This is a genomic window from Comamonas sp. JUb58 (assembly GCF_004364775.1).
In the GTDB taxonomy this organism is placed as follows: Bacteria; Pseudomonadota; Gammaproteobacteria; order Burkholderiales; family Burkholderiaceae_C; genus Comamonas.
This window is the reverse complement of the sequence record NZ_SOAL01000005.1, coordinates 178,514-199,004: the sequence shown is the minus strand read 5'-3', so window position 1 is coordinate 199,004 and position 20,491 is coordinate 178,514. Positions and strand designations below refer to the sequence as shown.

Genomic DNA, 20,491 nt, shown 5'->3' with positions numbered 1-20,491 from the left:
TGTCGTACTACTGTACTGCCTGCGGCTTGACGCCTAGTCTCAACCGCAAACCTTCGGTTTGCTGGGTCGTGTTACCGGCTCTTAGCAGCAGCTGGCCGACCAGCGCACGCAGAGCGGCTGGCCGCGCGGGCTGGGTCAGCACCCCCCAACCCAGCGCACTGGCCTGTTGGCTGGCGGCATCTTGCTGATCGGCATCCGCGCTGAGCCAGACAACGCCCGGCGTCTTGGGCCCGCAGGCCAGCAAGGCCCGGATGGCCGCTGGCGTGGCATGCGCCGCATCCACCACCACAAAGGCGGGCCAAGGGCCCTGGCCGCTGCGCGCCTGCGCCAAGGCCGTCTCGGCATCGGCATGCTGCGCCACCTGGCAGCCCCAGCGCTGCAGCAGCGGCGCAGTGCCGCTGATGGCGGCCTGGCCGATGCACCAGGCGCTGGCGCCTTGCAGCGGTGCGGCCTGGCCGCCCGCAGGCGCTGCCTCGGCAGCCTGGGGCGCTGGCTCCGGGGCCAAGGCGCTGAGGCTCAAGGGCACCTCGACCCAGAACACCGAGCCCCGGCCCAGGGTCGAGCGCAGGCCAATCGGGTGCTGCAACAGGCGCCCCAGGCGGTCCACAATGGCCAGGCCCAGGCCGGCGCCCCGGTCATGCTGGCGGCCGGTCTCCAGCCGGCGGAATTCCTCAAAGATCTCGCGGTGCAGGCTCTCGGGGATGCCCGGGCCCTGGTCATGCACCTCGATGCGCAGATGCTGGCCGACGCGGCGGCAGCCCAGCACGATGCGGCCGTGGCGCGTGTAGCGGATGGCGTTGGACAAAAAGTTCTGCACGATGCGGCGCAGCAGCGCCTCGTCGCTGTGCACCATGGCGCGGCAGGGAATGACCTGCAGACGCAGGCCATGGCCCTGGGCCAGCACGCCCAGACTGCTGCCCAGCTGGGCCAGCATGGGCTGCAGCGCAAAGTCACGGCGGTTCACCTCCAGCTGACCCGATTCCATGCGCGCGATGTCGAGCAGGCTGTTGAGGATGTCGTCCTGCGAGGCCAGCGCCCCTTCCACATCGCTGGCCAGCTGCAAGGCCTTGTCGCCCTGCACATGCTGGCGCAGCAGCGAGGCAAACACGCGCGCGGCGTTCAGCGGCTGCAGCAGGTCATGCACGGCGGCGGCCACAAACTTAGACTTGTAGCGGTTGGCCTGCTCGGCCTCGCGCTTGGCCTGGGCCAGGTCTTCGGTGCGGTCGGCAATGCGCTTTTCCAGCGCGTCGGCCAGAGAGCGCAGCTCGCGTGCCGCATTCTTGTAGCTGGTGATGTCGGCATAGCTGGTCACAAAGCCGCCGTCGGGCAGGGGGTTGCCCCGGATCTCCAGCACGGTGCCATCGGCCTTTTCGCTCTCGCGTGCATGGGGCTTGCCGCTGCGCAAGAACTGCATGCGCCGCTCGATGGCCTCGTCGATATCGCCCGAGCCCAGCAGGCCCCGGCGTGCGTTGTAGCGGTACAGCTCCTCGACCGACATGCCCACTTTCAACAGGCCCGCCGGCAGCCGGAACAGCTCCCGGTAGCGCGAGTTCCAGGCGACCAGGTTCAGCGCGGCATCGATCACGATCACGCCCTGGGGCAGGTGTTCCAGGCTCGGGCTGTGGCCGGCTCCAGCCTGGTGGGCGGCCACCACCAAACCATCCTGCGCGCTGCGCAGCTCTTGCGCATGCTGCTTGAGCAAGGCTTCAAGCTCCTCGCGGCTGCGCTGGCGCAGGGCCGACAGGCGTTGGCGCTGGCGCGCATAGAGCAGCAGCAGCGACAGCGCCAGCCAGCTGCCGCCGGCCGCCCCAGCGGCCCACCAGGCGGACGCCACGCTGTTGTCCACATCGTGCAAGATGTGCAGCTGCCAACCGGTGTCGGGCAAGGCCAGGCTTTGCCAGAGCTTGCGACCCACGGCCGGGTCTTGCCATTGCACCAGCGCGCCGCCTTCGTCCAGCGGCTGCTGCTGCGCATAGCGCATGGATTTGAGCGGCTGGCTGCGGTACTGCTGGGTGCGGTCCATCTCCAGCTGCGCGCTGGCGTCGATGGGCTTGAGCTTGCGGTAGCGCCAGTCCTCGTTGCTGGCCAGAAACACGACGCCGTTGGCATCGCTGGCCAGCACGATGTCGGGGTTCTGGATCCATTCGCGCTCCAGCTCCAGCAGCACGATCTTGATCGCGATCAGGCCCAGCACCCGGTGCTGGCCGCCGGCATCGCTGGTGATGGCGCGCGAGAGGAAGTAGCCGGCCTCGCCGGTGGTCACGCCAATGCCGTAGAAGCTGCCCTTGTCCTGGGCCAGCGCCAGCTGCACATAGGGGCGAAAGCTGTAGTCCTCACCCACATTGCTGGACGGCGTGCGCCAGTTGCTGGCGGCCAGCGCCACGCCCTGGGCATCGATCAAGGTGAGGGTGGAGGCCAGGCTGGCGCCGTTGGCCTGTTCCAGCTTGCGGTTGAGGCGCAGCACCTGCTCGGGGCTTTGCGGGCTGCTCAGCGCCTCGCGCAGCTCGGCATCCAGCGCCAGCACATCGGGCAGCACCCGGTAGCGGTCCAGGCGCTGGCTGAGCGCCTGCGCATACAGGCTCAGCTGGCGGTGGGCCTGCAGGTTCTCCTCGGCCAGGCTGTGCTGCAGCATCCAGTGCCAGGCGCCCGCAGCGGCAGCGGCCGTGCTCAGCAGCACGGCACAGAAGGTCCACAGGGATTGCAGGGAACGGCGGGGAATGATCGGAAACATGTAACGAAGACCTAGGTAGTTTCCCTGGGTTTGGGTTTTCCGTAGCTCTAGGAAGGCGGCGCCTAATACTAATGTCTAATGGGCAATCTGTAAGGGCTGGGATACAAACGCGCCTCAGCGCACCGAGTTGGTGCCGAGAATCTTTGGAGCCCCACCATGCAGATCGATACCACCGCCAGCCAGGCGCCCGTACAGGCACCGCCTTTTTACCGGACTTTGTACTTCCAGGTGATTATCGGCATCACCATCGGTGTCTTGTTGGGGCATTTTGAGCCCCAATATGGTGCGGCGATGAAGCCTTTTGGTGACGCGTTCATCAAGCTGATCAAGATGATCATCGCTCCGGTGATTTTCCTGACCATCGTGACCGGCATTGCGAACATGACGCACCTGAGCACCGTGGGCCGTGTGTTCGGCAAGGCCATGGTGTACTTCCTGACCTTCTCGACCCTGGCGCTGATCGTGGGCCTGATCGTGGCCAATGTGATGCAGCCGGGCGCCGGCATGCACATCAATGTGGCCGATCTGGACCAGAAGGAAGTCAGCTCCTATGTGGCCAAGTCGCATGACATGACCCTGACCGGCTTTGTCATGGACATCATCCCCAAGACCCTGATCAGCCCCTTTGTCGGCGACAACATTCTGCAAGTGCTGCTGGTGGCGGTGCTGTTTGGCGTGTCGCTGGCCATGGTCGGTGACAGCGGCAAGCCCGTGCTGAACCTGCTCGAATCGCTGACCAAGCCCGTTTTCAAGCTGGTCAACATCGTGATGAAGCTCGCCCCCATCGGTGCCTTTGGTGCGATGGCTTTCACGATCGGCAAATTCGGTCTGGGCTCGCTGCTGAACCTGGCCGAGCTGGTCGCCACCTTCTACATCACCTCGCTGCTCTTCGTGCTGGTGATCCTGGGTGCCGTGGCCCGTGCCTGCGGTTTCTCGGTGCTCAAGCTGATCCGCTACCTCAAGGATGAGCTGCTGCTGGTACTGGGCACCTCGTCGTCCGAATCGGCCCTGCCTTCGCTGATGCACAAGATGGAAAAGGCTGGTTGCAGCAAGTCGGTGGTGGGCCTGGTGGTTCCAACCGGTTACTCCTTCAATCTCGACGGCACCAACATCTACATGACCCTGGCGGCGCTGTTCATCGCCCAGGCGACCGACACCCACCTGACCCTGGGACACCAGATTGCACTGCTGCTGGTGGCGATGCTGAGCTCCAAGGGCGCGGCTGGCGTGACTGGCGCGGGCTTTATCACCCTGGCTGCCACCCTGGCCGTGGTGCCGGAAGTGCCCGTGGCCGGCATGGCACTGATCCTGGGCGTGGACCGTTTCATGTCCGAATGCCGCTCGCTGACCAACTTCATTGGCAATGCCGTCGCCACGGTGGTGGTCTCGCGCTGGGAAAACGCGCTGGACTACACCAAGTTGAACGCGGTGCTGAACAACGAGCCGGTGCTGGAGAATGCGCCCGTGCAGGTTCCCGTGGTGGATACCGCCAAGGGCTGATCACAACCCCGCTCCAAAAAAATGGCCTGCAGATGCAGGCCATTTTTTTGTCTGTGAAATGCCTTAAAGCAGATTCTCAGGGCAGCGGGCGCAGCAGGCCGTACATGGCCCGCAGGCGCAAGGTATCGCGCCCCAGCTTGCGCTGGTTGGGCAGCTTGCCAACCCAGCGCATCTGCTGCACGGTGCGCTCCAGCGCGGCGCGCACGGCAGGCTCGGTCTGCGCCAGCCAGGCATGCCAGTCGACACGGGCTGCCTCCAGGGTGCCGGCATTGTCCAGGAACAGCGCGGTGGAATGTGCATAGCACAGCGCATCCTTGACGATGCACAGCGCCGGGGACAGGGTCGCCAGCGGGTCGTCTTCGAAATCGATGTAGCCAATGACGCCATCGGGGCAGCGCACCATGTTGCGGGCAAAGGCCTGGCTCAGGCAGGTGCCGCTGGCATGCACGCGCTGCAGCGCGGCAAAGCCCTGCTGCCACAGCGCCAAGGTGCAGGCGGGGGCCTGGCGCGCGGCGGCTTCGATCTCGTCGCTGAGCGACGGGGTATCGCCACCGGGCAGGCCCAGGTGGCGCATCAGAAAGCCATCGGGCGCATCGGCCAGCACCAGCGGCACGCGCAGGCCCCTTGCATGCAGATCGCGCAGGCGCCGCACCTCGGTGGCAATCGCCGTGCGCCCGCCGGGGTTGACCACGGGTTGCAGCACCGGCACATCCAGCCAGCGCGCCAGCAGGCCCAGGCTGCGGTAGCGCCAGGCGGCAATCGGCGGCCCGGCTTTCTTGAGCCAGACCGATTCGCCCGGCAGCTCGTAGCGCACTACATTGAAGCTCTGGCTGGCCAGGTGCTGCTGCAAAAAGCCGGCATAGTCTGGGCGCTCGGCGGGCAAGGTGCCGGGCGCGGCGTCAGCGGGGGCAGGGGGCTGTAAGGGGGAGGCGGTATCGGTCATGCGCAAGCGGGGCGCACGCCGCAGCGGCCACTCCAGCAACAGTGAAAACCTTGCATTATCGCTGCCCGCTCAGCGCCCACCTGCCGCCTGGGGCACCATGTCCTGGTGGTCGGCCGGTGCCGAGGGTTTGACATGGGGCTGCGCGAGGGGCTGGAAGCTCTCGGCGCTGGCCAGCGGCCAGTAGGTGCGGAAGACGTCGTGCTGGTGCTCCAGATCGTCGAGCAGCGCGCCGGGCCGCACCTGCAGCAGCAGGTTGGACAGCAGGCGCACCTCGGTGTCGCTGATGCGGCGCACGATGTGGTGGGCATTGAGCTCGCAAGGGTGCTGGAGGCCGGCGGCCTGCACCAGCTCCTGCAGCGCATGCAGGGTGCTCTTGTGGAACTGGGCCACGCGCGTGGCCTTGTCGGGCACGACCAGGGCCTGCTGGCGCACGCCGTCTTGCGTGGTGACGCCGGTGGGGCAGTTGCCGGTGTGGCAGGTCTGGGCCTGGATGCAGCCCAGCGCCATCATGAAGCCCCGGCCGGCATTGCACCAGTCGGCGCCCAGCGCCATCATGCGGGTGATGTCAAAGGCGGTGATGACCTTGCCGGCTGCGCCCAGCTTGATGCGGTCGCGCAGGTTCACGCCGATCAAGGTGTTGTGCACCAAAAGCAGGCCTTCTTGCAGCGGCACGCCGACGTGGTCGGTGAACTCGACCGGCGCTGCGCCGGTGCCGCCTTCGGCACCATCGACCACGATGAAGTCCGGCGTGATGCCGGTCTTGAGCATGGCCTTGACGATGGCAAACCATTCCCAGGGATGACCCAGGCAGAACTTGAAGCCGGTGGGCTTGCCGCCCGAGAGCCGGCGCAGCCGGGCGATGAAGTGCATCATCTCCTCGGGTGTGGAGAAGGCGCTGTGGCGGGCCGGCGAGATGCAGTCGATGCCCACCGGAATGCCGCGCGCGGCGGCGATCTCAGGGGTGACCTTGGCGCCGGGCAGCACGCCGCCATGGCCAGGCTTGGCGCCCTGGCTGAGCTTGAGCTCGATCATCTTGACCTGGGGCTGGGTGGCGTTGGCGATGTAGCGCTCTTCGCTGAAGCTGCCGTCATCATTGCGGCAGCCGAAATAGCCCGAGGCCACTTCCCAGATCAGGTCGCCGCCATGCACGCGGTGGTGCTGGCTGATCGAGCCTTCGCCGGTGTCATGGGCAAAGCCGCCAATCTGCGCGCCCTTGTTCAGCGCCAGGATGGCATTGGCCGACAGTGCGCCAAAGCTCATCGCCGAGATGTTGAAGACGCTGGCATGGTAGGGCTGGGTGCAGGGCTCCACCGACTGCGAGGGCGCCTCGGCCGAGCCGCCGATCCAGACGCGGAAATCATGGCCGTCCAGCCGCGTGGGTGCCATCGAGTGGTTGATCCATTCATAGCCGCGTGCGCCCACATCCATCAGCGTGCCAAAAGGGCGGTTGTCCTGGTCGCCCTTGGCGCGCTGGTAGACCAGCGAGCGCTGGGCACGCGAGAACGGCAAGGCCTCGGTGTCGCTTTCGATGAAGTACTGGCGCATTTCCGGGCGGATGAACTCCAGGAAAAAGCGCATATGGCCGATGACCGGGTAGTTGCGCAAAATGGCGTGGCGCGTCTGGCGCCGGTCGCGCAGGCCCAGCAGGGTAAGGGCGGCGCCGGCCAGTACGGCCAGCCACCACCAGGGGCTGGCCTGCATCAGCAGCGCGATGATGCCGACCACCAGCAAGAGCATGCACAGCACCATCACGGTGTAGCGGACGGGGAAAATCTGGTTGAGCTGGTTCATGGGGGTGTCTGTGCAGGTCAGACCGGCCGGGTGGGCGCCCAAATCCCAGGCTGCAGCACAGGCGCCTCGGTGGCGCTACACTGCAGGCCCTGCCTGGCGCAGCGGCCGTCTGCCATTGCAATGTTGTTACAAAACCAGACCCATCATAGGGGGCGCTGGTGACATTGCAAGCACGCAGGGGTTTGCACTGCGCGGCCCCCTATTGAGAGAGCTCCCATGACCCAGCCCCAGATCCCCGAAGGATTGAATGACGACCAGTTGACCGAGATCGACCAGATCCTGGAAGACATGCGCACGCGCGCCGAAGAGATCCCGCAGTGGGAGTTTGCGGACGGTGCGCTGACCGCGCTGGTCTGCACGCGCCGCGCGGTGCCGGTCGAGGAATACCTGCCGATGCTGGTGGGCGATGGCGAGCTGGTCGAGCGCGATGCCGAAGGCCAACTGCCGCTGCTGCCAGCCTTCCTGGACCGCGCCCAGCAGGACCGCTTTCTGGAGCTCTGGCAGATCCGCTGGAACGAGGTGACCGCCCAGCTCGACGCCGATGTGAAGAGCCTGGAAGATGACGACACCTTCCAGCCCGATGCGATGGATATGCGCGGCGCGATTGCCAGCCTGCCCGAGGAAGAGCGCCAGGAGCTGGACGGCCAGGAGATCCCTTCGTTTGGCCAGGTCTGGGCGCTGGGTTTCATGTTCGTGGTGGAAAACTGGGCCGACGAGTGGACCGCACCGCGCGACAAGGAAGCCGCCCGCTGGCTGAACGACGCGCTGGAATCGGTGGTCGCCCTGACCGAGGACGACACCGGCACCCCCACGGTCTGCATGTACGACGAAAACGGCCCCGCCAGCACCAGCCAGGAGCGCGTGGAGACCTTTGGCGAAGCCATCTGGGCGGTGTATGACCTGCGCCAGATCTGGAAGAGCATGGGCCCGCGCCAGGCCACCATCGTCAAGGGCGAGGTGCCTGGCCGCAATGACCCCTGCTCCTGCGGCAGCGGCAAGAAGTTCAAGAAGTGCTGTAGTGCCTGATCGCGCGCCTTAAGCCTTCCCTCTGACAAACAGCCGCTTTTGCGGCTGTTTTGCCATCCGGCCGCAGATCGTCATCGCCCCAGGCGGGCAGTGGCTCTAGAATGGCCTGGTTTTCATCTTCTTTTGGCCAAGGATCTCCGATGAACCTCATGAACATCATCACCAAGCAACTGATCGAGATCATCGAGTGGACCGATGACTCGCGCGATACCTTGTCGTACCGCTGGCCCGATGAGGACAAGGAAATCAAGAACGGCGCCCAGCTGATCGTGCGCGAATCGCAGCAGGTGCAGTTTGTCTCCGAAGGCCAGTTTGCCGACCTGTTCGGCCCTGGCCGCCACCAGCTGACGACGCAGAACATCCCGATTCTGTCGACCCTGCGCGGCTGGAAGTACGGCTTCAACTCGCCGTTCAAGTGCGATGTCTACTACATCAACACGCGCCTCTTCACCGGCAACAAATGGGGCACCTCCAACCCGGTGATGATGCGCGACAAGGATTTCGGTGTTGTGCGCCTGCGCGCCTTCGGCACCTATGACTTCCGCATCGTGCAGCCGGCCAAGTTCCTCAAGGAAGTGGCGGGAACGGACCAGAATTTCCGCCTCGACGAGTTTGCCGACACCATGCGCTCGCGCATTGTCAGCATCTTCAGCGAAGCGCTGGCCAAGGCCCAGGTGCCCGTGCTCGATGTGGCCCAGCGCTACACCGAGATGGGCGATGCGCTGCTGCAACTGATAAACCCGGCCGTCACCGAAAAATACGGCCTGGAGATCACCAGCTTCCTGCTGGAAAACGTGTCGGTGCCGCCCGAGGTGGAGCAGGCGATCGACAACCGCTCGTCGATGAGCGCGATCGGCAACCTGAACGACTATGTGAAGTACCAGATGGGCCAGGCCATGGCCAATGGCGGCGAGGGCGCGGCAGCGGCCACCATCCCCGCGACGATGGCCATGGGCTTTGGCATGGCGCAGGAGATGATGAAGGGCATGCAGCAGCCATCGGGTGCGGCCGCAGCCGACCCCTTCTCGCCAGCGGCAGCGCAGGCGGCACAAGCCGCGCCTGCGGCCCCTGCTGCAGGCGGCGTGCAGGTGCTGACCCCCGAGCAGGCCGCGCAGGCACTGGGCGTGACGGTGCAGGACGTGGTGGCCGAGCTGGAATCGGGCGCGCTCAAGGGCCGCAAGATTGGCAGCGCCTGGCGCATCTCGCAGGATGCGCTGAACGAATTCCTGCGCGGCTAAATCTGCGCGGATCGCGCATGCATTGCGGCCTTGGCCGGTGCATGCGCGTCCGTGTGTCCCCGTTTTGAGAACCCGTGGCGCAGACCTGCTCTGCGCCGACGCTGAGTTTGACCGTGAATTCACCCACCCCCGCCACCGATCCCTTTGCGCCACCAACCTCGATGGTGGCCAAGCATGTCTGCCCTGAGTGCGGCGGCAACCTGGAATGGAATGCCAAGGCCCAGTCGCTCAAGTGCCCCTACTGCGGCACGGTGGTGCCCTGGACCGAGGAGCAGCAAAAGCAGCTGGACGGCGAGGTGGTGGAGCAGGACCTGGCGGCTGCGTTGGCCAACCCCGCCAGCGGGCGCGGCTGGGGCGAGGCACGGCGCGAGTACCAGTGCCAGAACTGCCGGGCGATTTCGGTGTTTGTCGATGGGCGGGTGGCGTCGCGCTGCGATTTTTGCGGCTCCCCCGCGATCCAGGCGCATGAAGAGCGCAATGATGCGATCACGCCCCAAAGCCTGCTGCCCTTCAAGATCAGCGACGGCCAGGTGCGCGACCTGATCCGCAAATGGTATGGCAGCCGCTGGTTTGCGCCCAACAAGTTCAAGAACGCGGCGCTGACCGATACGCTCAAAGGCATCTACCTGCCGTACTGGACCTTTGATGCCCATGTGCAGGCCCAGTGGCGCGCCGACGCCGGTTTTTACTACTACACGACCGAGCAGTACCGCGATGCCAATGGCAACATCAGCACGCGCCAGGTGCGCCATGTGCGCTGGGAGCCGGCATCGGGCAGCCTGCAGCATTTCTTTGACGATGAGCTGGTGGCGGGCACGGTCGGGGTGCACCAGGGGCTGCTGCACAAGGTCGAGCCGTTTCCGACCCGCACCGATCTGAAACCCTATTCGCCCGAGTTTGTGCGCGGCTGGACCGTGGAGCGCTACCAGATCGACCTGAACCGGGCTGCGACGATCAATGAAGGGGATATGGACCAGCAGGTTGAGGCCCTGTGTGCGCGCCAGATACCCGGCGACACCTACCGCAACCTGCAGGTGCAGCGCCAGTACCAGGGCCGCACGTTCAAGCATGTACTGGTGCCCGTCTGGCTGGTGGGCTACACCTATGGCAGCAAGAGCTACCAGATCCTTGCCAATGGCTACACCGGCCAGTTGGCCGGTGAGCAACCCTATAGCTGGGTAAAAATCCTGTTCACCGCGCTGGCGGTGCTCCTGGTACTGGTGCTATTGATGGCAGCCAGCCGTTAAGCGGGCAGGATGCAGGGGGTGGAACACCCCCTAGGTGTTCAACGCTTAACGGCGGCGGCGGTTGCCATCCATGTTGTCGCCGACCTGGTTACCAAAATAGGCACCGGCTGCTGCACCACCAATGGTGCCCAGGGTCGAGCCGAACACGGCATCACCCAGCACACCACCGGCTACGGCGCCGACGCCGGTACCGATCTGGGCATTGGTGGGGTTGCTGGAGCAGGCGGTCAGGCCGCTCAGTGCCAGCACGATGGAAGCGGTGGTGATTGCAAGACGTTTCATCTGAGTTCTCCTCTTGTTCGCATCGGCTGTCAGTCAGAAGAGTGCTGCAAACCGGATTGCTATGTCTGCAGTGTCGCGCAGCGCCGGCGCTTGCTGCATCGGCCAAGGCTAAGTTTGGGTGTCGGACGGCGCTTACTGCGTCGGGGCGGCCTGCACCAGCGCCAGCAGGCGGCGCAGTGCATGCTGCACGGTGGCCTGGCGGATCGCGTGGCGGTCGCCTTCAAAGTGCTGCACTTCGCTGTGCAGCTGGCCCGCGACCTGCCAGCCAAACCAGACGGTGCCCACCGGCTTGCTGGCGCTACCGCCATCGGGCCCGGCCACGCCGGTAACGGCCACGCTGACCTGGGCCTGCGACTGGCCAATCGCACCCTGGGCCATCGCACGGGCCACTGGCTCGCTGACGGCGCCGTGGGCAGCAATCAGTGCGGCGGGCACATCCAGCATCGCGGATTTGGCGCGGTTGGAGTAGGTGACAAAGCCGCAGTCCAGCCATTGGCTGGAGCCGGGCCGCTCGGTGCAGGCGCCTGCAATCAGGCCGCCAGTGCAGCTCTCGGCGGTGGCCATCATCCAGCCCCGTTGGCCCAGTTGCTGGGCCAGTTGCGCGACGGTTTCCGGGATGGGCAAGCCATCTTTGGTCAGCAAGGCGGCGGTGGCGTTCATAGCAGATGTCTCCCGATGGCGATGACGAGCAAGGTGCAGAAAGCGGCGACCAGATCATCCCAGATGATGCCCCAACCGCCGCCCCAGCCAAAGCCCTTGAAGCAGCGATCTGCCCAGCGCACCGGCTGGGGTTTGACGGCATCGAAAAAGCGGAACAGCACAAAGGCCGACAGCTGGCCCCAGAATCCCGTGGGCATGACCAGCCACAGAATGAGCCAGAAGGCAATGATCTCGTCCCAGACGATGGCTCCGGGGTCGGCGACGCCCAAGTTGCGCGCGGTAGCCGTACAGGCCCACCAGCCCAGTACCAGCGATGCCGCAATCACCCAGCCAATCGCCGCCGGCGTGAGCCAGAGCTGCAGCACCAGGTAGGCCACCCAGGCCCAAAGGGTGCCCACCGTTCCGGGTGCGACCGGGCTCAGGCCCGAGCCAAAGCCCAGTGCCATCCAGTGCAAGGGGTTGCGCAGCATGAAGGACCAGTTGGCGCGGCGCGGCGCCGCAATGGGGTCTGCTGCGCCGGGCGCGGAAGGGGGAGAGGGCGAGTCGCTCATGCCCGCCATCATAAGCCTGCCAGCGCGCCGCTGTGGGCCAGTCCTGCTGGGAGATCAGGCCTTGAAGTGGTCAAACGAGGCCCAGCGCTGCGCCATGGCCTGGCCTTGTGCATCCAGCACGCGCAGCCCGGGTGCTGCGGTGATGCGGCCGATGCGCTGCACGGGGGTTTGCGCGGCCAGGCTGGCTTGTTCCACGGCATCGCGCCGGTCGGCGGCGGCGGTAAAGCAGAGCTCGTAGTCATCGCCGCCGGCCAGGCAGCATTGCAGTTGCAAGTCGATGGGCAAATGGAGCGCCGTGGCGGAGCTGCCTGCCGTCGCCGCCATGCAGGCCAGCACCTGGTCGGCCTGCAGCTCTGCACCCACCGCGCTGGCTTGCAGGATATGACCCAGGTCGCCGACCAGGCCATCGCTCAAGTCCAGCGCGCTGCTGGCGATACCGCGCAGCGCGGTGCCCAGGGCGACGCGCGGGCTGGGGCTTTCGAGCCGCTGGCGGGCAGCGGCCAAGGCGGCGGAGGGCAACTGCACATGGCCGAGCAAGGCCTCCAGCGCCAGGCGGGCATCGCCCAGCTGGCCGCTGACATAGATGTCATCACCCGGCTGGGCGCCGCTGCGCAGCAGCGCCTGGCCAGCCGGCACCTCGCCAAACACGGTGATGCAGATGTTCAGCGGGCCCTGGGTGGTGTCGCCGCCAATCAGCTCGCAGCCATGGGCATCGGCCAAGGCAAACATGCCCTCCGAGAAGGCTTGCAGCCAGGGCCCATCGACTGCGGGCAGGGCCAGCGCCAAGGTAAACGCCAGCGGCTGCGCGCCACTGGCGCCCAGGTCGCTGAGGTTGACGGCCAGCGCCTTGTGGCCGAGCGTGCGCGGGTCCACATCGGCAAAGAAGTGGCGGTCTTGCACCAGCATGTCGCTGGAGATGGCCAGCTGCATGCCGGGCTGCGGCGCGAGCAGGGCGCAGTCGTCGCCGACGCCGAGCACGGCCCGCTGCACCGGGCGCTTGAAGTACTGCGCAATCAGCGCGAATTCACCCACGGCCATGTCAGCGCCCTCCTGGCGTGCCGTCGCGGTTCAGGCGCAGCGGCAGCAAAAAGCTCAGCGGCCGGGTCAGCACCCGCTTGATCAGCGCCTTGTAGATGTGTGAGCGCTCGACATTGCTGACGTTTTGCGCGCGCAGTGCCAGGCGGAATGCCAGATAGAAGCTGACGAGGATATTGAGGCCGCCCAGGAAAGGCAGCGCCACCACGCAAAGCCAGAAGCCGTGGAAATGCAGCACTTCAAAACCCATGCTGGTGGCAGCTGCGGCGATCTGGCCGGCAGCCAGGGTGACATGGCGGATGTCGATGGGCAGACCAAAGAACTGCGCCAGCACCGGGATCAACCCCAGCATGAAGCCCAGCGAGATGTTGGAGGCAAAGCCCGATATATTGCGGCGCATGAAGCCCGCCCAGCGCGCGGCCCGCGCCTTGCCCAGAAAGCGGGTGATGCGCGGGTTGTAGCGGATGGCCGAGTCCATGTGGTGCAGCACGAACCAGTTCTCGGTCCAGCCGGCGATGATGCTGGACGAGAACAGCAGCACACCGGTAAAGGCGGCATAGAACACCGAGGGGCCCAGCAAGGTCAGCGATTTCAAGGTCTGCTCGGCCTCATGCTGGTCGATAAAGGGCGTGCCGGTGGCACGGGCCCAGCCCCAGGTGAGCAGCAGCACCATCGGGAAGACGGTGAACACATTGCCCAGCACGGCGGCCACCTGAGAGCGCACCAGGTAGCTGACCTCGTCGACAAAGGACGCGATGCCAGCCTCGGTATCGCCCGATTCCTTGAGCTTGGCGGCCATGGCCGGGGCGGTCATCGCCGGCTGCTTGGTGGCGACGGTGAAGTGCAGCAGCTGGATCAGCACAAAGCTGATCGCGTAGTTGATGCCGGCGATGAAGCCACCCCAGAACGCCGAGATGGCGACCGCATGCAGCGCGAACTTGATCATCGTGGTGAAGGCCATCACCAGACCCCCGCCAGCCGCCTTGCGTGCCATCTGCGCGTACTCGCGCTTGTCGCGGGTGATGTAGTGCTCACCGGTCTCGGCACTGCGCTCGGCTACCTTGGAGGCCAGCAGCGAGGAGTTGGACGAGATCAGCGCGCGGATGCTCTGGCGCTCCAGGCCAACCGCCACCAGGTGGGCCAGCAGCTTGGCCGTGATGACCTTGGGGTTGGCCGACAGCAGGCAATCGAGCAGCTCGCGCACCCGCAGAATGCGCATGCGCAGTTGGCGCAGCCGGAACACCACGCCGACCGACACGCCGTTGTCTTCAAAGTGTTCGTAGATCGAGGCCACGGCGGTGCGGCATTCGTCCAGGCTGCGGCGCACGTTCTCTTCGGCCTCCAGCACATCGGCGGCCTTGGGGCTGTGGTGCAGCATCGCGCGGCGCAGCTCTTCCACACCGCTGATCAGGCTGTAGAAGGGCTGGGTGTTCTTGGCGCTGCCGCTCATGCGCAGGCGCAGCTCGGGCGCAAAGCCGGCCGCCAGAATCTGGCCCGCGCAATAGGTGATAGCGTTGAGCACCAGGTGCTGCCAGGGCGAGAGGCGGTTGCCGTAGTGCTCCAGCCCGGCAATGCTGCCGGCATCCACATCGCTCTGCGCGATCTGGGTGGGAACGACCATCACCTCCAGCGACACAAAGCCGGGCGACAGCAGCTGGGCAATGCGCTCCAGCAAGGGCTTGTCCATGGCCTTGAGCCACTGCGCATCGAAAGGCGTATGCAAGACCATCGAGAACAGCACAGTGGCGTCGATGGTCTCGGGGGTGGAGGGCAGCAGCTTCCAGCGCAGGCGCTCGGCCATCTCGTTGAAGAAGGCGGTGCGGGGCGCAAAGCCGAAATCGGCGAGCAGCGCGGTGAGGTCCACCGTCTGCAGCTGTACGGCCCACCAGCGCTGCACTCTGTCCCGCAATGCGGCATCCGCTTCGATGGCGTCAAGCAACTGGCTGACGCGGGCCACGGCGGCATCGACCGAGTTTTGCTGGCCGCGAATCCAGGCGGCAATCTCGATGATCCAGAGGTTGCGCTCGGCCAGCGGCGCATCGGGATCCAGCGCGGCGAGCAGTTGCGGCAGCGGGTCTTGTTTCTTCTTGCGGAACATCAGTGCAGCACTCGTCCTTGGGCCAGGTCGTCGTCTTGGGCGGGGTACTGCGTTGCGTCGAGGCTGAAGCGCGGAATGGGGCAGTCAAAGGTCTGGCCCTCATCGCTGATGCAGAGGTAGCTGCCTTCCATGCTGCCTTGCGGCGTGGCCAGGCGGCACTGGCTTTGGTATTCAAAGGATTCGCCAGGAGCTAGCAGCGGCTGGTGGCCCACGACGCCCAGGCCCTTGACCTCCTGGACCAGGCCGGTAGCATCCTTGATGATCCAGTGACGGGCAATCAGCTGCGCGGGAACGTCGCCACTGTTGCGAATGATGATGCTATAGACAAAGTGGAACACGCCGGCCTCGGGCATGGACTGCTCAGGCAGGTACTGTGGTGTCACCGACACCTCAAACTGGAACTTTGGCATGTGAAACTGGATTGAAGTCAGGTAGAAATACTAACTGCGACAATAGAGGGATGAGCTCCACCTACCGAATTGCCCCCTCAATCCTGTCTGCAGACTTTGCCCGCCTGGGCGAGGAAGTGCGCAACGTACTGGCCGCTGGCGCGGACTGGATACATTTTGACGTGATGGACAATCATTACGTCCCCAATCTGACCTTCGGTCCGATGATTTGCGCGGCGCTGAAGCCCCATGCCATCAAGCCCGATGGCACGCCGGCGCCCATCGATGTGCACCTGATGGTGCAGCCGGTGGACGAGTTGGCCGCCGCCTTTGCCCAGGCAGGCGCCGACTATATCAGCTTCCACCCCGATGCTTCGGCCCACGTGCACCGCAGCATCCAGGCGATCAAGTCACAGGGCTGCAAGGCCGGTCTGGTATTCAATCCCGCCATGCCGCTGGATGTTCTGGATTGGGTGATCGAGGACATCGACCTGATCTTGCTGATGAGCGTCAACCCCGGCTTTGGTGGCCAGAGCTTCATCGACTCGACCCTGCGCAAGATCGAAGCCACGCGCAAGCGCATCGAAGCCAGCGGCAAGGACATCCGCCTGGAAGTCGACGGCGGCATCAAGGAAACCAATATCCGCCGCGTGGCGGATGCAGGGGCCGACACCTTTGTGGCCGGCAGCGCGATTTTTGGCAAGCCCGATTACAAGGCGGTGATTGACCAGATGCGGGTCGCGCTGGGGTGATGCAGCACTGAAGCCCGGAAGGGGCGGCTGCTCGCCGCTGGAAAAGCAAAACCGCAGCCATGGCTGCGGTTCTGCTTTGGGGATGACCTTTATTGGCCGGTGATCAGCTCGCGCCAGGACACACGCCGCGTCTTCTGGTTACTTGAGGCCACAGGGATCTCGACGTTCACCGTGGTGCCGTTGGACAGGTTGACGATGGCCACCACCTTGCCATTGGGCAGGCGCACCAGGGTTGGCGCACTGGCCAGCGCCGAGATACCGTTGCTCGACAGCAGGCCGCCGACGCTAGTGCTACCGGGAACCGCCAGGCCGGTGCGGTAGTTGACGTAGATGATATTGCTGGTACCGCCAGGGCTGCAGGCACTGTCATCGCTGGGCACATTGGTGGTGTACACCAGCGTGCCCAGTTGCAAGGCGGGGTCGGTGTTGGCACGTTCACCCGAGATCGGCAGATCCACATACCAGCCGCGCATGGTGTCGAAGTCCACGTCATAGCTGACGGTAGAGCTGGCTGTACGCCGGTTGTTGCTGTCGGTATAGGTTTGCTTGACGAAGCAGTTGACCTTGCTGGTGCCCGAGCAGGTGCTGTCGCGGGGATTGCCGTAGGCGGTATTGGCGTCCTTGATCGCATAGATCGATTGCACATCGGAATTGGCGATATCCGACACGCCGAGGTAGCGGCCCGTACCGACAAAGACAACCCGTGCATCTCCGACCTTGCTGACCTGTGGCCGGGCGGTGATGGCCTGTGCCGTACTGCTGTACTGCAAGGTGGCCAGCTTGGTGACCGGGGCATCGCCGCCAGCGGAGGTCAGGGCACTGATTTCCATGCGCCAGACATTGCCCAGCAGGTCGCCGCCATAGACGGTGGTAGCCTTGTTGTTGGTCATGGCCGTTTCTGAGTAGGCCAGGATACGTGTCAGACCCGAGGGGGTCGTGCGTGAGCCTTCGCCGGTGGCGATCTTCTTGATGATGGCGCCGGTTTTGGCGTTCAGCACCCAGACAAAGCCGCCGCCGGTGGCATTGGTGGCTTCGTTGTTGTTGTAGCCCGAGGTGACCAGCACCACCCAGGTGCCATCCGAGAGCTTGGTGATGACGGGGGTTCCAAACGAGTAGCCCAGATCGGCATCGCGGGTATAGCCATTGCCTGCGGCTGTGTCTGCAGTGAACTCCCAGAGGACGGCAGGGGAGGTGGGATCCGTGACGTTCAAGGCATAGAAGCCGCGGCCGCCGCGGCCCAGGCCGCCGACCAGGATGGTCTTCCAGGTACCGTCGTAGTACACATCGCCTTGCTGGGGCGTGGCGTTGACGTAGTACTGGTGGTTGTTGCTGTAGTTCTTGTCCGCCAGCTTGTAGAGGCGCGACAGCAGCATCGAAGGGATATAGGCCCAGGATTCGGAGCCGTCGTCGGCATTGAAGGCATGCAGCATGCCGTCATTGGCGCCCACATAGACCATGCCCTGGCGGTTGGCCTGGTCCGACTTGAAGGTGGTGTAACCCGTGTCCGCGTAGTTGTACATCGGGCGCTTGATGTAGACGGCCTGCGAATCGACGATATCACCCATCACATGCGCACGCTGGCGGTAGTAGGTGGTCTTGTCCGGGCCTTCGTTGCTGCGGTCGCCGCGCAGAAAGTTCACCAGGTTGATGCCGGCTGCACCGGTGGTCGTGCCGGCGGTGGTGCTGTTGGTCTTGGCCGCAGCATCCAGGCAGGTATCGCCCGCATCGCACATCTGGGACAGCGAGTTGATGGCTGTGAGGTTGAACAGGTTGCGCATGGTTGCGCTCATCGACGCCCAGTCGAAAGAGGCGCGCGCACTGCCGTCATAGGTGTAGATGTTGCGGTTGCTGTAATTGCGGTTGTCCAGCGTTGGGGTTGCCAATGTGCGGTTGGCCGCGTTCGAATAGACAGTGCCCGACTGAGACCAATCTGCGTCTGGAATCTGGGCGCCGGTGTCCAAATCGATGCGATAGCGCGCCAGTTCGCCATACCAGTCGACCGATCGGAAGGTGGACTGGAACAGGAAGTTGTCACCCTGCACGGTATTGGGGTTGCTGGTGGTGGCCGCAGCCGCATTGCCGGTGGCGGCCGAGACGCTTTGCAGGAAGTTGCTCAGGCCTGTCTTGAGGGCCGCAGGGTTGCCAGCGCTGTAGTAGGTGCCGCGACCATTGACGGCGGCGTGCCAGAGATCGTCGATGGTGGTCTGGCTGTCAGCGACGGGTGTCGGCCAGTTGCACTGGCCCGAGTTTTGCCAGCTGCAGATACCCTTGGCGCGGGTTTGTGCTGAGGTCTGAGTTCCTTTGAGGATGTCGTAATAGTCGCCGCTGGTGGCGCTGGCATAGTTGCTCTGGTAGCGCATATAGCCGGAAGCACCCAGACCCACGGTGGATGTGAACATGCGCTGTTGGCCGTCAGGCACATTGTTGGAGGCCACGTCGGTCCCATCACTGCTTGTCGTATTGCCCAGAGCAGCCGTGCGCAAATCGGTGTTGTAGTAATACGCGGCGACGTCCGCCAAGGTGTTGGAGCGGTTGTTGCCATCCTTGTAGGGGCGAGCGGCATCGCCATCCTCATCGCCAATGGTGGTGGAACCATCAACCTGGGTACCGCCACTGCCATTCCAGTAGCCATCGGTGGACAGCATGGTGTAGTTGCGTTGGCAGGCGTACTGCATGGGGTCCGTGACGGTAACGCCCGATTTCTTGCCGCTGGATGCAGATGTCCACAGCTGTTTTACGCCATTGAGCTTGCCCGCGTAGAGCTGGCCTGCAATCGACAGCGAGACACGCAGCGATGTACCGTTATTGGGAACTGCAGCCGTGAGTTTGGCGTACCACTTGGACTTTTGCTGACCCGCTTCGGCACTAAAGGTGTTGACATTCAAAAAGTCGCTGTTGGCATCATCCGTAGCCCTACTGCCGGTATTGCTGTTGTTGCCATTGTTGTTATTGATGGTCATATAGCCCAGGCGGAAGCTGTCATCCAGCGTGGCGAACGCATTTGAAGTAGCCGTCTTGGTCATCTGCATCCGCGTGCGGTAATACGCCCACCAGTTGGCGAAATTGGTCATCTCCTCGTTATAGGTACAGACATTGCCAGCGCAATCGCTGCGTGAGGAAGCTTTGGTCGTGGAGCCTGGATACGGGTAGGTGCTGCCACTGACGATATTGGTGAGGATGTTTTGACCGGGCACGGTCGTGGTGGCTTTGCCACCCGAGAAGGCCGTGGCATCGACGGTCAGCGTAGTGACCACCACCGGTGTGGCTGTCAGGTTACCCAGGCTGGTAGGTGCGGAGACGGTGACAACCGTACCGCTAGCTACGGCCGAGTAACCGCTGCCAGAATTGTTGATCGCTGTGGCAAGCGATTGGGCGAAGGAGGTGTTGTTCGATAGGAGCCCCGCAGTGACCGTAGTGTTCAGGATCTCAGTACCGTTGACCTTGATGCTGGAGACGTTACGGGTCCAGCTAACTCTGGAAATGGTCAGCTGTGCAGTGGCCGATGTACCCGCAAGTGACATACCGGGGTAGCGTGCGATCGTATAGGTCTTGCCATCACCCGGGTCTGTCTCGATCCGGGATGCCTGGCAGTCCGTCATCGCGTCATCGCTGCACCAGCGCAATTTGGCTGCAATCGGGTATTCGGTGGAGGCCGTGTTCTGGGTATTGCACTCCTTCATGTTGGCCGATTTGCAGTACTCGCCAGCAACAAATGTGTAGTGCTGTGCTGGATAGGCCGTACCAGTCAGATCCTGGGTGCTTCCGGCATCCGTCCGAGTGAACAGGCTGCGCTGCACTGCGGATGCATTGCTCCGGTCCGAAAACTGGTTAGCCGCCGTCTGTACGCCGAACCCATCGTAGGGAACACTTTTCCAGCCCGATGTGTAGCTGGTGTAGCTGGTGCCATCGTATTTTTTAGGCGGCGTGTAGGTAATAGCAGGGTCGTAGTAGATACCGTTGTAGCCGCTGTTACGGATCAAGCCAGGCGGATTCAAGGCGTCATCGCCCTGACCCTGGTTCACCCAGTCGGGCATGAAGTCCCATTTCATACTTCCTGAGTCATCCAGCACAAAGAAGATATTGGGCTTGACCTGGGTAGCTGTGGAAGTTTGCAGCGGCGCTGTGGCCAGATCGGTGGAGGCTGCAAAGGCCTGCACGGCCATCAGCAACACGCCTGTGCCAAGGGCATGCAAGACGGGCCTGACGAGGGCCATCGGGGAGGTGAAATATGTCATGGCAGCATATCCA

The 20,491-nt window shown here is 64.2% G+C and carries 15 protein-coding genes; 5 read left to right on the top strand and 10 right to left on the bottom strand.

What is annotated here, in order from left to right:
• Positions 1 to 7: 7 nt before the first annotated feature.
• The gene (locus EDF71_RS07135) at positions 8 to 2,632 is read right to left on the bottom strand and encodes a PAS-domain containing protein (protein WP_243854215.1); all 2,625 of its coding nucleotides are present in this window, start codon (positions 2,630 to 2,632) and stop codon (positions 8 to 10) included.
• A gap of 255 nt (positions 2,633 to 2,887) precedes the next feature.
• On the opposite strand from EDF71_RS07135, the gene EDF71_RS07130 reads away from it, so the two are divergent.
• Positions 2,888 to 4,231 carry a dicarboxylate/amino acid:cation symporter gene (locus EDF71_RS07130; RefSeq protein WP_021025447.1) on the top strand — a complete coding sequence of 448 codons (1,344 nt, stop codon included), beginning with the start codon at positions 2,888 to 2,890 and terminating at the stop codon, positions 4,229 to 4,231.
• 76 nt (positions 4,232 to 4,307) lie between these two features.
• On the opposite strand, the gene EDF71_RS07125 is transcribed toward EDF71_RS07130, so the two are convergent.
• Both EDF71_RS07125 and EDF71_RS07120 read right to left on the bottom strand, forming a co-directional pair.
• The gene (locus tag EDF71_RS07125; RefSeq protein ID WP_243854205.1) at positions 4,308 to 5,174 is read right to left on the bottom strand and encodes a hypothetical protein; all 867 of its coding nucleotides are present in this window, start codon (positions 5,172 to 5,174) and stop codon (positions 4,308 to 4,310) included.
• 69 nt (positions 5,175 to 5,243) lie between these two features.
• On the bottom strand, positions 5,244 to 6,965 hold the full coding sequence (locus EDF71_RS07120) for an FMN-binding glutamate synthase family protein (protein ID WP_133855885.1): 1,722 nt from the start codon (positions 6,963 to 6,965) through the stop codon (positions 5,244 to 5,246).
• Between the two features lie 216 nt (positions 6,966 to 7,181).
• Here EDF71_RS07120 and EDF71_RS07115 point away from each other — a divergent pair, with 216 nt between their 5' ends.
• The 3 genes from EDF71_RS07115 to EDF71_RS07105 all read left to right on the top strand — a co-directional run bounded on the left by EDF71_RS07115 (position 7,182) and on the right by EDF71_RS07105 (position 10,476).
• Entirely contained in the window at positions 7,182 to 7,991 is an 810-nt protein-coding gene (locus tag EDF71_RS07115) for a UPF0149 family protein (protein WP_133855884.1), read from the top strand.
• A 140-nt stretch (positions 7,992 to 8,131) separates the two neighbouring features.
• A complete protein-coding gene (locus EDF71_RS07110) occupies positions 8,132 to 9,229 on the top strand; it encodes an SPFH and helix-turn-helix domain-containing protein (RefSeq protein ID WP_133855883.1) in 1,098 nt (365 codons plus the stop codon).
• A 161-nt stretch (positions 9,230 to 9,390) separates the two neighbouring features.
• Complete coding sequence (locus tag EDF71_RS07105; RefSeq protein WP_133855967.1) at positions 9,391 to 10,476, top strand: TFIIB-type zinc ribbon-containing protein; 1,086 nt, start codon at positions 9,391 to 9,393, stop codon at positions 10,474 to 10,476.
• A 45-nt stretch (positions 10,477 to 10,521) separates the two neighbouring features.
• Here the strand turns inward: EDF71_RS07105 and EDF71_RS07100 are convergent, their stop codons facing one another.
• From EDF71_RS07100 to apaG, 6 genes are all read right to left on the bottom strand, one after another.
• The gene (locus tag EDF71_RS07100; RefSeq protein WP_027010612.1) at positions 10,522 to 10,758 is read right to left on the bottom strand and encodes a glycine zipper domain-containing protein; all 237 of its coding nucleotides are present in this window, start codon (positions 10,756 to 10,758) and stop codon (positions 10,522 to 10,524) included.
• Positions 10,759 to 10,890: 132 nt separating this feature from the next.
• Positions 10,891 to 11,418 (bottom strand): CinA family protein, encoded by a 528-nt coding sequence (locus tag EDF71_RS07095; RefSeq protein ID WP_133855882.1) that lies wholly within the window; start codon positions 11,416 to 11,418, stop codon positions 10,891 to 10,893.
• Complete coding sequence (locus EDF71_RS07090) at positions 11,415 to 11,969, bottom strand: phosphatidylglycerophosphatase A (protein WP_133855881.1); 555 nt, start codon at positions 11,967 to 11,969, stop codon at positions 11,415 to 11,417. The genes EDF71_RS07095 and EDF71_RS07090 overlap by 4 nt, the downstream gene beginning before the upstream one ends.
• A gap of 54 nt (positions 11,970 to 12,023) precedes the next feature.
• The gene (thiL, locus tag EDF71_RS07085; protein WP_133855966.1) at positions 12,024 to 13,001 is read right to left on the bottom strand and encodes a thiamine-phosphate kinase; all 978 of its coding nucleotides are present in this window, start codon (positions 12,999 to 13,001) and stop codon (positions 12,024 to 12,026) included.
• A 7-nt stretch (positions 13,002 to 13,008) separates the two neighbouring features.
• The gene (locus EDF71_RS07080; protein WP_133855880.1) at positions 13,009 to 15,102 is read right to left on the bottom strand and encodes a site-specific recombinase; all 2,094 of its coding nucleotides are present in this window, start codon (positions 15,100 to 15,102) and stop codon (positions 13,009 to 13,011) included.
• Positions 15,102 to 15,512 (bottom strand): Co2+/Mg2+ efflux protein ApaG, encoded by a 411-nt coding sequence (gene apaG / locus EDF71_RS07075; protein ID WP_133855879.1) that lies wholly within the window; start codon positions 15,510 to 15,512, stop codon positions 15,102 to 15,104. Before apaG ends, EDF71_RS07080 begins: the two co-directional genes overlap by 1 nt.
• Before the next feature lie 50 nt (positions 15,513 to 15,562).
• Between apaG and rpe the strand changes: the two genes are divergently transcribed.
• Entirely contained in the window at positions 15,563 to 16,243 is a 681-nt protein-coding gene (gene rpe, locus EDF71_RS07070; protein WP_133855878.1) for a ribulose-phosphate 3-epimerase, read from the top strand.
• An 89-nt stretch (positions 16,244 to 16,332) separates the two neighbouring features.
• On the opposite strand, the gene EDF71_RS07065 is transcribed toward rpe, so the two are convergent.
• Entirely contained in the window at positions 16,333 to 20,478 is a 4,146-nt protein-coding gene (locus EDF71_RS07065; RefSeq protein WP_133855877.1) for a PilC/PilY family type IV pilus protein, read from the bottom strand.
• Positions 20,479 to 20,491: the final 13 nt, after the last annotated feature.